This is a genomic window from Thalassotalea piscium (assembly GCF_030295935.1).
Taxonomy (GTDB): Bacteria; Pseudomonadota; Gammaproteobacteria; order Enterobacterales; family Alteromonadaceae; genus Thalassotalea_B; species Thalassotalea_B piscium.
Map to the genome: position 1 here is coordinate 1,927,619 of NZ_AP027362.1, position 16,709 is coordinate 1,944,327.

At 35.3% G+C, this 16,709-nt stretch carries 10 protein-coding genes; 5 read left to right on the top strand and 5 right to left on the bottom strand.

Annotation, left to right across the window (positions count from 1 at the left end):
• Window positions 1–21: 21 nt before the first annotated feature.
• Entirely contained in the window at window positions 22–1,821 is a 1,800-nt protein-coding gene (locus tag QUD79_RS08345) for an alpha/beta hydrolase (protein WP_184422970.1), read from the bottom strand.
• A 490-nt stretch (window positions 1,822–2,311) separates the two neighbouring features.
• Entirely contained in the window at window positions 2,312–3,361 is a 1,050-nt protein-coding gene (locus QUD79_RS08350; RefSeq protein WP_184422972.1) for a phospholipase A, read from the bottom strand.
• 419 nt (window positions 3,362–3,780) lie between these two features.
• Here QUD79_RS08350 and QUD79_RS08355 point away from each other — a divergent pair, with 419 nt between their 5' ends.
• The 5 genes from QUD79_RS08355 (at window position 3,781) to QUD79_RS08375 (ending at window position 11,247) form a co-directional block, all read left to right on the top strand.
• Window positions 3,781–5,553, top strand: coding sequence for a SulP family inorganic anion transporter (locus tag QUD79_RS08355; RefSeq protein ID WP_184422974.1), 1,773 nt, complete (start codon window positions 3,781–3,783; stop codon window positions 5,551–5,553).
• Window positions 5,554–5,767: 214 nt separating this feature from the next.
• A complete protein-coding gene (locus QUD79_RS08360; RefSeq protein ID WP_184422976.1) occupies window positions 5,768–7,045 on the top strand; it encodes a mechanosensitive ion channel family protein in 1,278 nt (425 codons plus the stop codon).
• A gap of 260 nt (window positions 7,046–7,305) precedes the next feature.
• A complete protein-coding gene (locus QUD79_RS08365; RefSeq protein ID WP_221435135.1) occupies window positions 7,306–8,262 on the top strand; it encodes an HlyD family secretion protein in 957 nt (318 codons plus the stop codon).
• Between the two features lie 10 nt (window positions 8,263–8,272).
• The gene (locus QUD79_RS08370; RefSeq protein ID WP_184422978.1) at window positions 8,273–9,313 is read left to right on the top strand and encodes an FUSC family protein; all 1,041 of its coding nucleotides are present in this window, start codon (window positions 8,273–8,275) and stop codon (window positions 9,311–9,313) included.
• Between the two features lie 374 nt (window positions 9,314–9,687).
• Complete coding sequence (locus QUD79_RS08375) at window positions 9,688–11,247, top strand: methyl-accepting chemotaxis protein (RefSeq protein ID WP_184422980.1); 1,560 nt, start codon at window positions 9,688–9,690, stop codon at window positions 11,245–11,247.
• 111 nt (window positions 11,248–11,358) lie between these two features.
• Here QUD79_RS08375 and QUD79_RS08380 read toward each other — a convergent pair whose 3' ends face one another.
• The 3 genes from QUD79_RS08380 to QUD79_RS08390 form a co-directional block, all read right to left on the bottom strand.
• Window positions 11,359–12,600 carry a tyrosine-type recombinase/integrase gene (locus QUD79_RS08380; RefSeq protein WP_184422982.1) on the bottom strand — a complete coding sequence of 414 codons (1,242 nt, stop codon included), beginning with the start codon at window positions 12,598–12,600 and terminating at the stop codon, window positions 11,359–11,361.
• Between the two features lie 673 nt (window positions 12,601–13,273).
• On the bottom strand, window positions 13,274–15,025 hold the full coding sequence (locus QUD79_RS08385) for a LeoA/HP0731 family dynamin-like GTPase (protein WP_184422984.1): 1,752 nt from the start codon (window positions 15,023–15,025) through the stop codon (window positions 13,274–13,276).
• A complete protein-coding gene (locus QUD79_RS08390; RefSeq protein ID WP_184422986.1) occupies window positions 15,003–16,709 on the bottom strand; it encodes a YtxH domain-containing protein in 1,707 nt (568 codons plus the stop codon). Before QUD79_RS08390 ends, QUD79_RS08385 begins: the two co-directional genes overlap by 23 nt.

Sequence of the window (16,709 nt, forward strand, 5' to 3'; positions counted from 1 at the left end):
TCAGCTTAGCGCTCACAAATACTATTTTTTTGTAATGTCAGCTATTGCTTTAATTATTATGTCTGGATGTTGAAACACCACCATATGATCACTGCTTATTAATGGAATATATTGCCCTCCAGATTGTTGGCTAATCAACTTACTCCACTGTGTCCCTTCTTGTTGCCATTTTTTCAATGAATTGATATTTTCTGGTTCTGCCTTTTCAATATCGTATGACTCAAAATCTGAGTCTATAACGGTAATAGGGACGTTCGTTGATATAACGGTATTGTCTATATTAACTAAGTCATCATGATAATTAATAACTTCTTTTGCTCGTGTAAGTTGTTTATTTATATCAACACGGCCTTGACTGATTAAATCAAAGTATGTCCAATCCATGTCCTTTTCATATTTTTCAGGTATTAAGGCACTCACTGTCGTGCGCTCATTTGTTATTTTTTCAACCGTTCTCGCAGTCCAACCAGATTGGGCAATATGAGAAAGTAATTTTTCACCGGTTTGTCGATACCATGTCACAGGCCAATCTTGATAAAGGCTAATTGAATGAGGTAACAGTATATCTGGGTCAATCCACACCATACCTTTTAGATGCTTAGTCATATTAGCATTGGGTAAGCTTTGCCAATTAAGCGCTGTAATATTAGCACTAGCAAAACTAACGATTATTAACTCTTTTTCATCAAGTAATTGCATTATGTTATCAAGCGGTTGGGCAAAAGCGCGGTAAGACGGCTGTTCAACGGAGCTGCTAAAGCCGTTACCAAATCGCTCAATTGCGTAAACTCGATTAGATTTAGCAATTAATGGCTGTAATAGCGCAAACCATGCGCTGTCACTATGATAGTTTTTATTAAAACCAGAAAGTAAAATAATGGCTGGACCAGAATGTTCAAGGCCCATACTTCTTACATGAACGTCTTTATTGTGCTCAATACGATACAGGCTAGAAAAGTTATCAAGCTTTTTGGTACTTACTGAGTCAAAGAAGTTTACAATTTCATTTGTGGTATTAAAGTGTTCAAACTCCCAACTATGCGTACCAGCTTTAATTGCAACAAGTTGAATATTATGCTTATTATTTTTATAAGTATATTTAGTAGCAATTTCATTTTCTTTAATAACAGCTTTGCTATTGATTTGGTTGTTTTTAGCAATTAATTTAATCGCAGATTGACTGGGTATAAGACCAAAGCCAACATTATTTAAGCCTGAGTAAGGAAATGTTTTGTCATCAGTGCCATGTATCATTAAATAATTTGTATTATATTTAGGAGCACAGTTTTTTGATAATGGCTCAGACATTGAAGATGCTACTGAAGCTATCGCAGTAAATTTTAATTTGCTATTACACATCAAATTCTGCACAAATAAGCCGCCTTGAGAAAAACCAGCAGCATACAGTTCATCTTCAATAATATTGTACTTAGACTTTATATCAGCCACTAAGTTTTCAATATAACCAAGGTCATCAACCCCTAATCTATAGGGTTTATTGCAGTTGCAGCCTTCATTCCATTCATCTAACTCAGACTGCGGGTATACAACAATATAATTACTAGAGGCTGATTCAAAGGCGGATAAGGCAGCCATGAGTTTTGCATTTTGCTTTGCGCCATGAAAAGCAAGCAGAAGTTTATATGATTTATTTTTATTAAAGCCTTTGTTAGGCTCAGCAAAGAAATAACTACGACTATTTAGTTCTACTTGATGTAGGTTGTTTGGATAAAAGTTTATACCTGACTTTTTTTCAATACTATTGCAGCCAGCAACCACTGATAATGTGAACGCTAAAGTGATAATTAAATTCAAACGCATTTTATTTTTCTCGTTATTAAAAACAATACTGCCTGATTAAATCAAATATGGCTTAATAGAAACACATGAACAGCTGATATTATTATGATTTTTATATAATGCTTTAATAATGAAGTTATAACAAATTGAAATACATGTACCATTTAGTAAGTTTTGAAGGTTTTCTCTTTTTAAAATCAAAAAACGTCAAATTGGACCAAAGCAATAAAAACGGAAAGTTCTATCGCTTAATGGTTTAGTTTTTATTTGGGTAAAGAGGCTGTAATGGAAGTGGTTTGTGGCCAATAATAATTGACCACTTAAGATAAACACGACTGATTAGAGTAAATCTTTAGTGTGGCTTGTTACTTACATAATAAGCATTTATTGCTTAAGCTGAAGCTTGAAGGCTTTACCTATAAATATATTTAATATGCTTTAATAATGCCTAGAAACACGGCGTAAAACTGTAACGCGTTACAGCTAAAAACGAGTTAAGTACCTGTTTACATTACAAAACGTTTGTTAGTGCTACACCCAAGCCAAACCTGGTTTGACGGTAGTTATAATCAATCAAACTATCACCATAACCGGTAAATGCTGTAGCATAACCTCTTAGTTTGCCCCAAAGCGGGAACGTTATTCCAAGCTCTGCAGCCCCATATTTTGTTTTAAAATTTTGACGACCTAAAACACTAAACTCAATAGAGTCCCATTTATATACCATGCCAAGTTCAAACTTTCCTAAATAGTCTTCTATGTCAGGGTTATCATCGCCACTAGGGTCTAGAGGATATCGTTTTTTGTCTTCTGCCAGTCTTATCCAAGGTTTAAAAGATAAGGCAAACTGGTCTTTTTCAAAAAGAAAGCTACCAAAAATGCGATTCCAGCTTCTAGAGTATTCTTTTGATTTACCATTTGACTCATGTTCAATACCAACAGTAAAGCCTGTATTACCACCAAAAGGGTGCCAATCAAGTGGCGCTAAATAAAAAAGCTCGGGCTTATAATTTGTTTCTCTAAAGGGCTTTGAAATATTACGAGAGTATATTTGCCACCATGCTTTTAATGTAAAGCCTAGGTAAAGGCCATCGCCAGGAATCAATAGCTTGCGATGATTAAGTGGCACTTTAAAACTCAGCTGAAAATGAGCTTCAACGTCACTTAAGTTATCTTCATAGCTTTCTATTGAGTCATAAGCTCTAATATTTATCGCACTGGTAGAGTAGGCAGGTAAAATATAGTTTATTTTATGTGGTGTTATTACATAAGGATTAAATTCAGTTTCTTTCTCTGTGAGAATTCGCCGAGAAATAACACCTAACTTAATATCTTTATTTTGCTGGACGCTAATTTTAGTTAACTCATCTTTAAACTGTAGATCTTTATTACACAAAACCCGTAGTTCTTTTAATGTTAGATCACCTCTGGCGTTTTCAAACCTTTCCATTACACATGATCTCAGTGGGTTTTGCTTAACCTCAGCTTGCTCAGCGAGAACAGGGGCGGAAATAGCAACTAATGGTGTAAACAGTGAAAGGGTAAAGCGTTTTAAAGTCATGTAAATAAATCTTATCTTCTTGATTCAGAGAGTTTATATTAGATCGTATTTATTAGGGTATGTAGAGTTTTACTGTACAAAGTGCAACAGGTATGCAAGTCAATTTTAAACGAATCTAAACAATCGATTACGGCGTTATTTAATTACTATTTATCACTAAAGCATGTAGCTTATGGAGACAATGCTTTAGCATAATTGTCCTGAGAAACTAGTGATAAAAATAAGTGCCTTGTATTAGACTGTTTATGCTGCGTATAAAGTAGATCACCTAATTAATCAAACTGATATAAAATAGTTATCAGCAAATGTTAAAATGCTTTTTGCAGATTATACATTAAATTTTACTCGATAAAGTACGATTTTTATTAATATTATGACCTTAATCTCAATCCGAAATTAACACTTTATAAGGAAAGTCTTTGTTATCACGTTTATTTGCTTTTATGCCGGGCTTAAATACCTTATTTAACTATGAGCGTAAATGGTTTGCAGATGATGTTAAAGCCGCTCTATCAGTTGCTGCTGTTGCATTACCTGTTGCTATTGCATATGCACAACTTACTGGTGTAAATGCTGCAGTTGGTTTGTATTCTTGCATATTACCCATGATGGTTTATGCCTTGTTCGGCACATCAAAACAATTAATTGTTGGCCCCGATGCTGCTACTTGTGCAGTAATTGCCGCAGTAGTAACACCACTCGCCGCAGGCGATAGCGTTAAGCATTGGCAGTTAGTTATTACCATGACAGCGATGACAGGATTTTGGTGTATTATTGCGAGCCGATTTAAACTTGGTGTATTAGCTGACTTTTTATCAAAACCCATTTTAATGGGATTATTAAACGGCGTAGCAATTACAATTATTGTAGGTCAATTTTCTAAAGTCTTCGGTTTTACTTTCGACGAAAAATACCTACTTGAGCGCTTGGGCGGAATACCTACTTATTTAGCGCAAGCCCATATTCCAACCATAATAATGACATTAAGTACTGTAGCAATTTACCTTGGCATGAAACGCATTAAACCTACATGGCCAGCTTCAATGTTTGCAATTGCTTTAGGGGCAGTTTTTGTATGGCTTTTTAATTTAGAGCAGTTTGACGTTAAAACTATAGGCCTTGTTGATGGCGGGTTACCTTTATTTCAAACACCAAGTTTTGATGTAGGTATAATACGTGAACTAGTTATTCCTGCACTAAACTTAGCTATTGTTAGCTTTGTTAGCATGATGCTTACAGCACGTAGTTTTGCATCAAAAAATGGCTATGATATAGACGCAGATAAAGAATTTATGGCTTTAGGCATTGCTAATATTACTTCGGCATTATCGCAAGGTTTTGCTGTTAGTGGCGCTGACTCTCGCACCGCAGTTAATGATTCAAACGGGGGTAAAACACAGTTAGTATCGATAATTGCAGCTAGTATTATTGCCGTTATTGCTATTTTCTTAACAGATCCACTTGAATTTATACCAAGTGCCGCATTAGGTGTAGTATTAATTATCGCATCAATTCATCTTTTAGATTTAAAAGCGGTATGGAAATTAAGATTACGCGACCGACAAGCATTTTATTTAACCTTAACCACTTTGCTGGCTGTATTATTTATTGGTGTTATTCCTGGTATTACACTTGCGGTATTGCTTGGGTTATTTCAGTTTATTAGAACAGTTATGCGGCCTACAGACCACATACTGGGTGTAGACATAAATGGTGTAGTGAGAACATTAGATTCAAGTGATAAAGCTAAGTCGGTAGATTCTATCTTTATTTATCGATTCAACTCCCCGTTAACTTACTTTAACTCTAGCTACTTTAAACGTAGATTACTTGAACAGTATGCTAGGCAAAAAGATGATATTCAATGTGTAATTATTGATGCCGTGCCTTGTTTTACCCATTTAGATTTAAGTGTTATGGCGATGTTGTCTGACTTAAATACTATTTTTAGAAAGCGTGGTGTACGGCTAGAAATAGCAGGAAGAAAACGTCAGCTATTAGCTTGGTTTGAAATAACAGACATAAAGTCTGGCACTGAAGGGATTTATGTACATTCTGACTTATATTTGGCGCTACGCATTAATCAAAGAAAAATAGCCGAGCAACAACATAGTGAGGAAGAAAGTGAGGAAGAAAGTGAGGAAGAAAGTGAGGAAGAAAGTACTCACAATAATGCAATAACGGCAGAATAATTATAAACACATTAATTTATAATGGGTTAGGGCATAATGACCTTTGAGGTAAAAATTTTGATATGAGATAATCGAGCTTGTTGTATACGAGTATATGTTCATAAGAGCGTCTGTTGATATTTCATATTTCTCAGCAAACAGCTTACGTCACAACAGACTTATCAATTTAAGATATTTTTATTATCGTTTTATTTAATTTAAGGTAAATAGTGTAATGACAGGAACAAGAGCACAAGTTAGAGAGTTTTTACTCGCATGGTTTGAGCAATATATGCCAGGTAATGTGTTTTTATGGTACGACACGCTAGTGATTTGCTGGATTGCACTGTTTGCTATTGTGTTACATTTTATTTTAAGACGAGTTGCTAATAAGTTTTTAAAAGAAAACTTTCTTGATCAATCAAACGTTAAACTTAACAACACCGCAACAGAGTTAACCTTTCAACTTGTTAAGCGTTTATCTTATGTTCTACAGGGCGCGATAGTTATTATACAAGCAAAGCTTTGGATTGCTGAAGGCACCATTTTTCTACATTTTGTAGAAGTAGTGGTTAATCAATGCATAATTCTATTTGCCTTATTGTCACTATTTACTTTGTTGGATATTTTCCAAGCAGTTTCTGATAGAAGAGCGAAGCGTGCTCACTTTCCAATAAGAGGCTTGTTGCAAACCATTAAACTTATTGCGAGCGTGTTAACTACAATTTTAGCTGTTTCATTATTAATGGATAAATCGCCACTTATTTTATTAAGTGGTTTAGGTGCATTATCGGCAGTAATGTTACTAGTGTTTAAAGACCCCATTTTAGGGCTAGTTGCTGGTATTCAATTATCAGCAAACAACATGCTTGCAGTAGGTGATTGGCTAGAAATGCCAAGATATGGCGCTGATGGTGATGTTATTGATATTGCACTAACAACCGTAAAAGTTAGAAACTGGGATAAAACAATAACCACAATTCCTACTTATGCACTGATATCAGACTCTTTTAAAAACTGGCGGGGCATGTCTGAATCAGGTGGGCGAAGAATAAAACGTAGCATACATATAGAAATGAATACGGTTGGTTTTTTGAGTAATGAGCAAATAGCTGAATTAAAAAAGGCAGATTTATTGTCTGATTATTTAACACAAAAACTAACTGTAATAGAGAAAGAAAATTCAACCAAAAAAGCAGATATGTCTAATATGCTAAATGGTCGACGACTGACTAATGTTGGTACATTCAGACATTATTTATTATCGCTTTTAAAGAAACATCCTCATATTCATCAAGGAATGACATTAATTGTTCGACAACTTGAACCTAACAGCGATGGCTTACCTATTCAAATATATGCATTTACCAATACCACCAACTGGAATGAATATGAAGAAATTCAATCTGATCTATTTGATCATGTATTAGCAATATTGCCAGCATTTTCACTTAGAGCCCATGAATCTCCAACGGGCAATGATATTCGTTTGCTTGCTAAATCGACAAATTAAGAAAATGAGTTAACTTTTCATGTTATCAGCTAATATAAGCTAAACTGAAAAGTTAACGTAATTAAATAATCCTCGCGCGTTAGATGATATAGCTAAAGAAAAAGTGCTCTTTATCTAACTTAACCCTATTTAAAAAGAAGCTTTTATATGTCGTTATTAAAATCTAGGTATGTTGCTTTTGCCACCGTTATCTTGCTGTTATTTTTCTATTTTTATATGCATTTAGCGATGCTTACACGCCAAGTTCATCACGTGGTGTAGTGTCAGCACATGTGGTTGAGCTTTCTCCTCGTGTTTCCGGGCAAGTAATAAAGGTTCACATTGTTGATGACGCAGTAGTTGAAAAAGACACAGCATTGTTTTCAATTGATGCGTACCCTTATGAACTTGCTCTAAAGCAAGCAGAAGCAAATTTAGCTATTGCTTTGCAAAATATAAACGCTTCTAGTGCTTCTATAGTTGCTGCGCAATCAGCTGTTACTCAAGCCCGTGTTTTTAGAGATAATGCTAGAGCAGAGTTACAACGAATTGAAAGATTAGAAAGTAGGGGGCTAGTTTCACAAGTTCAGGCAGACAACGCACGTTTATCTATAGCGGATGCAGAAGCACGGTTAAATACCGTAAAAGCAAACTTACAAAGTGCTCAAGCTTCACTAGGCCCAATAGGTAAAGATAACCCAGCCATAGCAGCAGCTTCAGCAGGTCTTGCAAAAGCACAATATGACTTAGCTTCGACAACCGTAAGAGCGCCACATAAAGGGGTAATAACCAATGTTAGGCTATCTCAAGGTCAATTTATTGGAGCCGGTAGCCCAGCAGTAACGTTTATTGATGCAACCGCCGCTTGGATCACACTCGATTTAAGAGAGAATCAACTAAGATACGTTAATAAAGATGATCCAGTCGATGTACTTTTTGACGCTTTACCCGGAAAAATTTTTAAAGCAAAAGTAGCGAGTATTGCATGGGGTATTAGTGCAGGCCGCTCAACACAGAATGGACTAGTTGTTAACCAACCTGAAAGTAAATGGTTTGAACCAGCAAGGCGGATCCCTGTAAAAGTAGAGTTGATCGACGGTGTAGAAAACTGGCCTAAAACAGTAAAAGTTGGAGGAAAAGCACACGCAATTGTTCACGCAAAAGGAACAAATAACTTTTTCAGCTGGAGCGCTAAACTGCTACAAAAAATGCGATCGTGGACATCTTATTTGTATTGAGTAATAAACTATGTATGTAACACCTTCACCTAAACGAGAAGATGATCCGCTTTATGCCATTCGATTAGCATTAACAGGTATATTTGTATTTATCGCTGTAGTACTTTTAGACCCAGCACTTCCGCCTATTATTGCAGCATTGCCAATAGGGTTAATTGCAGCTCAACGTAAAGCTTTTAACCTAATTAAAGCGGTTGCCGGACCTATTGCCATGATAGTAATGGTATTGATTATGAGCGAAATTGTTGGCTACCTTAGACCGTTACCTGTTGTTTACGTGTTGTCTGTATGGCTTATTTACTTTTTTGGTTTTTATTTAATTCTTAAAAGTGGGGCGCAAGCAGGTATGTTAATTATTGTTACTGCTGTATTAATGTCTGTAATGGGAATGCACGGAAGTACAACGTTACTTGTAATGCGCGACGGTTTTATACAAGCATCATTAGTGGCATTAATTATTGGTCCATTAGTCTACTTCCTACTCCCGGCTAAAACCAAAGAAAAACATGTTGATGAACCCCAACCACATCAAGGAAATATTGTAGTTGGCGCATTGATAAGAGCTACAGTGTTAATTGGATTAAGCTTCTGGCTTTATGCCGTTATGGAGCCATCAGACATGATGCTAGCAGTTATTGCCACTATGGTGATCGTTTTTCCAACACGTAACTCAATGTTTTTCGAAGCCTATCAACGGATCAGAGCTACGTTTTACGGGTCTAGCCTGGCACTAGCTATATTGATGATATTCACTATATCGCCTCATTTACCGATATTGTTAGCTTTAGTATTTCTTGGTGGTTTATGGCTTGGCACAAAAATGCTAGATAGCAATAGACCAAGTATGGTTTATCAATACGGCTACTCAGTAGCGCTGGCATTAATAGCAGGAGCGATATCAGCACAAGATCCAGCCTACGCAACATTTACACGACTTGTATTAACAATTACCGGTGCATTAAGTGCCGCAGGCCTTGTTGCAATACTCGATTGGATATTTAACTGGGCGCCAACAATAAACAATAACACAACGGCTTCTCCGTTAAATTAACGCAGTATTTAGCCTATTATCATCAAATAACTTCTGTTTATATAAATTAACAGAAGTTATTAATTAACCTTTCTCTTTTTACCACTTTCAGCACGTTTTTTGTTTTCACTTTGAACATAAACCGTGCTTATAATTCTATTTGTTTCAATGTTAAATCTATATTGTGCTTAAGTTCTATAGGTGCCTGATATAGTAAACTAAACTTAATTTATTTACTCTTTTAGATGGTCTTTTCTTTTAAATTCACCGCCAAAATTTGTATGTAATATATTGTTCTAGATCAATAAATGTAAACAAATTGTAATGCTATATTAAAAATTCACGGAAGGCAGTAAAGCACTATGGATGATTATATAACCTTCTAGGAATAAAACATGAATTCGACTTCAAGTAAAGAAATGCCTTTAAGTGAATCAGATATGTTACTCTCGATTACAGATTTGGAAAGCAAAATACAATATGCAAATCCCGAATTCTGTTCAATAGCCGGTTATACCCAAGCCGAATTGGAGCAACAACCACATAACCTTGTCAGACACCCAGATATGCCTAAAGCTGCATTTAAAGATATGTGGTCTTTTTTGCAAAAAGGTAAGCCATGGATGGGGCCGGTAAAAAACAAATGTAAAAATGGTGATTATTATTGGGTGAATGCTTATGTTACCCCAATCAAAGATTCATCAGGTAAAAGCATAGAATACCAGTCTGTACGAACAAAACTAGACGATAATGTAAAACAACGAGCAAACACACTATATGCTAAATTAAGAAAAGGAAAGTCGCCCTCAATACTAAAACTTCAATCAGATCAAACTTTATGGTTTCAATTGGTATTAATCTTATTTACGTTTGTAAGTTTAGCATTAATGATATATACAGCAATCCATCTGCTTGTCACAGGTCCACTCTTTATTATATCTCTTTGTACCTCGTTGATTTTTAGTAATTGGAGGCGAAAATATAAAAGTGTTTTAAATGCAGCAGATGATACGTTTGATAACCCCCTAATGAGTTATTTATATTCAGGCACAAATGATGCGATTGGGAAAGTTCACCTTGCTTTAGCTATGAGAAAAGCTGAGGTAAATGCTGTTGTTGGTAGAGTATCTGATGTATCAATTAACGTTAGAGCCAACGGAGCAATTACGGCAGCACAAAGTGAGTTAGTATCCGATAAACTAAGTGAACAAAAAAATGAATCAGCACAGATCGCGACAGCAATCCACGAAATGTCTGCTACTATTTTAGACTTAGCCAAAACAATTAATGAAACAGCTGAAGCAGCTGAACAAAGTAACGAAATAACCAAGTTAGGGCAAAGTACTATTGTTACCTGTGTTGATGCTATTAATGAGTTATCGGTACAACTTTCTGAAGTTGATACCATGATCACCAAGCTCTCTCAAGGAACTAAAACAATAAATACTGTTTTATCAGAAATAAGCAGTATCGCTGATCAAACAAATTTACTGGCATTAAATGCAGCCATTGAGGCAGCAAGAGCAGGAGAACAAGGAAGAGGGTTTGCTGTCGTTGCTGAAGAGGTGAGAGCTTTAGCAATGAGAACACAGCAATCAACCGAGGAAATTAGAAACTTACTTACCCTTTTACAATCAGATTCTGATAATACTGTAGAAGCTATGAATAGGGGCAATACATTGTCAGCTAGCTGTGTTTCGTTAACAAATGAAGCAGGTGAAGCTCTTTATAATATTCATAGAGCAGTTTCTTCGATATCTGATGCAACAGCTCAAATAGCAACTGCAATTGAAGAACAATCGGTTGTTTCAGAACAAATGAGCCAAAATATAGTACGAATAAATGATATATCTGTTACTTGTGAAGAAAGCGGAAAAGAGTCAAGCGCATTAACTTCTGAACTACTCAACAAGCTATCAAGCCAAGAGGCATTAATAAAACAATTCAAACGCTAGGTTTAATTCAGGATAACCTAATTCGTCAATGAAGTAGCAATAATGAGTAGCTTAGATTATTCAGGGTTTAAGTTATTGAGCTTTTAATTCCAGATTTACAGAGAGAAGTTATTAATTAACCTTTCTCTTTTTACCACTTTCAGCACGTTTTTTGTTTTCACTTTGAACATAAACCGTATCGGTAGTTGCCATACTGGCATGCCCTAAATCTTCAGAAATATCTTTAAGAGGGCGGCCACGCTCTATTTCCATACTCGCACCAGTGTGACGTAGCCAATGAGCTGAAGCCTCTTTAAGTTTTAATGCTTTCGCAGGGCCTTCACTCATTCGCATATTATTATAGGCTTGATCAAAAACTTGTTGTACTAAACGACGTAAATGCCGTGACGTCATGCCACCTTGGCCACGTACCTTTTCAACTAATACTGTGTTTTCATTACTTGATGGTAAGCCTAATAATCCGCGTGAAGCTCGATAGCGTTCTAAAAATGGTAAAAAGTCAGTAGGCACAGTAATATCACGAATTTTACGGCTTTTACCAAATATTTTAAGCCACCAGTTTTGATCGTCATCCTGCCAAAAATGTCCCATAGATGGCGACCAAGAAGAACGTTCTGACAGTTCAGAAATCCTTAAAAAAAGCGTTTTTAAACAGGCAATTATAAACAAATTACGTTCAAAAATAGCATTTTCATCAGCCATTTCAACAGCCGTATCTAGTACATATTGCCATTGAGTAGCTGTTAAGCGTTTAATCTCTTTAACTTGCGAGTCGATAATAAAGTGACGGCAATCTTTTTTAGCAATTTGAGCAGGATTACCAATACAAATATCTTCAGCCATTAAATGATTATAAAATGCAATAATAGCGGTAAACATTGATGTTAGCGTTTGCTGAGATGGTCGATATTTTTTCTTATCAATAATATAGTTAGCTTTTAAACTTTTTGGCGCTTGAATTTTAAAGGGAAACCAAAGCTCATTAGCTGCCGAGTAACCATTAGTAATATGAAAACGTTCTTGGTTTGATGTGCCAATCCAAGTAACTGGTGGCTGCCAACAAAAATCAGCGTATTCTAAAAAGTCAGATTTACGTAATTGATCAATAGGTTTTTGTTTAACAATAAACGACCATAAAATAAAACGTTCAACGTCATTCCTAAATCGGTCATAAGTGTGTTCAGATTTATTACGACCAATATAATCGAGAAATAACTTTCCCCAACCAAACTGTTCAAGCCACCAAGGTTCATTGTTGGAGAACATCTTCGCAAGTTCAGGATAATCTTCAAGATCGAAATCACGTAGATCAAAGTACGTTGGATACAAAGGAACTGGCTTTTTAAGCGACATTAATTAAATACCTTAAAACATAATAAATAGAAAACTACACAACTCATAATCACAAAGCATGTACTTATGAAGCAAAACCTAAAATTATCACCACATATAAAACAGATTGTTTTAGTTTTAGCGAGTATTTAGGCATTAAGCGCAGTTTAATTGATTCTATATACTATGTCCAATACTGAAGAGTATCGGACATAGTGAGGTGTATTTATTGAAATAGCACTTACCTTATCTTTTGGTTAATCCCAATTAAGCACTGGATCGGATCCCGTCTTCACTGGTAATCCATATTATTGAATTAGTTAAGTTATTTTATGTTTTAGCTTACTAACATTTTATCGTTTGCACGTTAACAACTAGATCTTCTTTTGCGTTAATTCATGCTCTACTACGTTCATGAAATTTATTTTGGTTATATTTCCTCAAAGATTTTACGTAGCATTTGACACTTATTAGGTATATTAATAATTTTAAGGGATAGCCTGTATGCAATCCATAAAATTGACTACCTCGATCGTCATTGCATTGTTCAGGTTTTGGTGAACAATTAATAAAATCACAGAAAATTAAATTTTCCGAAAGACCGCTCTAATTTCTCGTTGCTTGTATTTTAACAATAAATAATCCATATCCCCCCTTTCCCCAATAACTGAATGGGTGCCATAAAATACATTTCTTAAAGTGTAAGTTCAGGTTCTAAGCCAGCTTCTACCTTATTGTTTACATTCGAATATACCGTGTTAAGTTTGGTAATAATAATGGCTAATTGCTTTCGATTTTCTTCTAAATCATTAGAGCCTAATTCCATTTCAGCGAGTATCTTTTCAAACTCTTTGAGCTGAGGAGCAAAGAAATCAAAAGTTTTTTCGTCATCACTCATTAACTCATATAGCTCTTTAAATGTACCTTTTAGCATATCTCCAATATCATTTTTAATATCTTGAAGTTTCTGCTCTTGCTCTCGCTCTTGATAGGCACTCATAAGGTCTGAAATAACACTAATCGCTGCGCCAATAGGACCTGACCATTTGCTTAAATTAGCAGCAAGTTTAGATGCTTCCCAAGGTTTGAATTTAATAACTACACCTAAGTTACCTAAAATATCTCTTGCAGTAAAAATAGCTGTTTTAATCGAGTCTACGGGAATTTTTGATATACTTTTTGCTACGCCGCTTGCTGCATTTAGTGAGCTTTTCGATAGTGAATTAATAAAGGTTTCACTTGTGTCTAAATGCCTTCTTATATCACTACCAATTTGGTTTGTGATTTGGGCGGATTGTTCAAAATAACGATCAATTGTCGTTTTGATTTTCAAGTTCAGCTTGTAGCCAATATCGTCCCCGTTATAGCCAATCTCATCCTCTAAAAACGGCTTGATATCTTCTAATGATAGTGCTCGTAATTTTGAAAGTAGTTTGTTTTCAATAACATTGAGCTCTTCATACAGTTCACTAGATAGGCGTTTTACTTGTTTCTTACCGCTAATAATATCTTGTGCTATTCGCTCTGTTTCTTGTTTGTTCTGCTTAAAGTATGCATCAAGAGTATCTAATTCCTGGCTAGCATCTTTTACTTTGTTTGATATAAGGTCACTCACGACATCCATACCGGTCTTAGCAATGAGAGCTTGTGGTAAATTACTGCTGAGGACGTCAGTTGTCATTGATTTAAGGTGATTTATTCTTGAGCGACTTTCATAATGCTCAGGTTTTGAGAACCAAAACTCTAATCCTCGTCCGCCAGGGTTCGAGGCCATACACACCATACGTGTATTGCTTAATTCATCGACAGATAAGTTTGCAGCTCGAACAAGTTTTTCACCTAGTGTACTTTTCTTTATCTCTGCTTGTTGATCAAACATAACTTGTTCAGTTAAATCTGTTACTTCATCCATTTTATTAATCACAAATATAGTGGATGAGAGTTTGTTTAGGTCTCGTAAGACCCATTTAACTATACCATTATGGCTTTCTTTTAAGGGATTAGTTGCATCAACCACATACAATACAATGTGAGCTTCAGATATATATTGCTTTGTAAGATCGCTGTACATAACTTGGTTGCCATTTACTTCTTTCTCTTTATCACCAAATAGACCAGGAGTATCAATGATTTCACATTTTTCCGGTAAGCCTTCAGGTTTGTATACAGCTATACGATCTGAAGACTCGTTAATGTCTATATTCATATCATCCATAATGTGGCCAAGCCAAGAAGCTATCACACTGGTTTTTCCATCAGAAAAAGCACCTAATAATGCTATTTTCAGCACATCATCATTAATTGAATTTAAAGCTGACTTAATTTTTTCAAACCCATCATCTACATCCATCCCTAAAGATGACAGTTCCTTCAAAATACTTTCTAATTCTCCCAGCTTCTCAATAACTGCCTGTTTTTCTATATTAAATTGCTTGAATTGTTCCATACGGCATCACTTCCACTTTTTCTGATAAATTAGTCATTATTTTTATTTGTTGATTAATAATTTCAATAGGGTCATTAACACTTTTTTGAAGAAGATCAACCTGTTCTTTAATTGGAGATATTATGTTGTCACTGACATCATTAACAACTTGCTCAAGATCCTCAGTCACCTTATTTAGGGCTGGATCGCGAGCATCGTCAATTCTAGTTTGAACCTTAGACTGGGCTTTTCTAATTCTCTTAGCTTTACTTGTGAAAACTGATAACAAACTAGAAAGTATCCCAACAACTGCTCCAGCAATAGCACCCACAATATTTCCAATTCCCGGAAATGCTGTACCAATGGCAAAACCTGATAAAGCATAAGATGCAATATTAAAAGCAAACTTACCGAAGTCTTTTAAATCAAAACCCATTTCTATTTCAGAAGTTTGAAAGTTTACTTTATTTAGAGATTTGATTTTTTCTACATCAGTTTGAAATTCAACTCTTTGAATGTCTTCGATAAGACGGACCATTGCAGTTTTTAAGTCCTCTAGCAAAACATCAACGCAATTTTTGAAGTGCTCGGAGAACTCATTTTCTAAGTTTTTTTGGCCTTCATCGCTTGCTCGTTTTAATTGTCTAGATATAGTGTCTTCATCTCCAAAGTTATCTTCAACAATATCATCGGCCTTATTTGCAAGATTAGAAAAAAACTGCTCAAGTAAAACTTTCCTGCCATTACATAAACTTGTTTTAAATGAGGTAAATTTATCATTGATAGAGGCTTCACAAGCAGAGAATTCGGGTTTGATCTTTTCAGAGAACGAGTAGTAATCTGACAACAAGCTATTCAATATCGATGAGTTTTCGTTGAGTAATTCTTTTACTTTCTCTTTATTACTTTCAACGATGTCTTCACGAAAAGTTGCAGCCTTATTCTCTAAAACATTAGCAACATTTTTAATGCCACTAAATTCTTGCATGGCTTCATGTTTATGAAAGTGCTTAAGAAAGTTTCGTTGTTGGATTATAAGGTCATTTTGTCTAGAGGGATGAATTGTTGATATATTTTGCTCTGTTTTAGCCAATGAAGAAAATGCCAATAAACCTTGAACACAATGAGCTGGTAAAAGCCTTTTTTCACCAATACATTGCTCTAACACCTCGGTGGTTTGCAATAGACCTGTATTGTTATGCTCATTACTCAGAGATATTCTATCTTCCTCAAACTCATAAGAGTCAGCATTACCCCTTACGTTCAATAAAGGGCAAACCTGTGTTCCACGATTTAAATAGCTTTTAATCTTTTCTGCTGTAACTTTTTCGGGCTTTTTATTGGTTCCGTTAACGTAAAAAACCAAATGGGCCTTGGCTACAGCTTGTTTTACCATCGTTTCATATTTTGATTCGTTACCTTCAATTCCTGGAACGTCAATCAAATGAAATTTTTTACCTGAATTACTTAACACATAAGTTGTATTGCCTTGAGTAAAGTCAGCTTTACCTGTACCAATGATAGTTCCATCTGTTCTAAACATCATGCTATGTGAATCAATAACATCCTTGAAAGAGTCAACAAGCAAATCAATTTTCGTAAAGGTTTCATTCACCAAATCTTTTTTATTTAATTTTTTTTCATCATCACTAATCTTTGAGGTATCAGAAGGCGTGACCATTGAAGCATCTGTAGCGAAATTCAT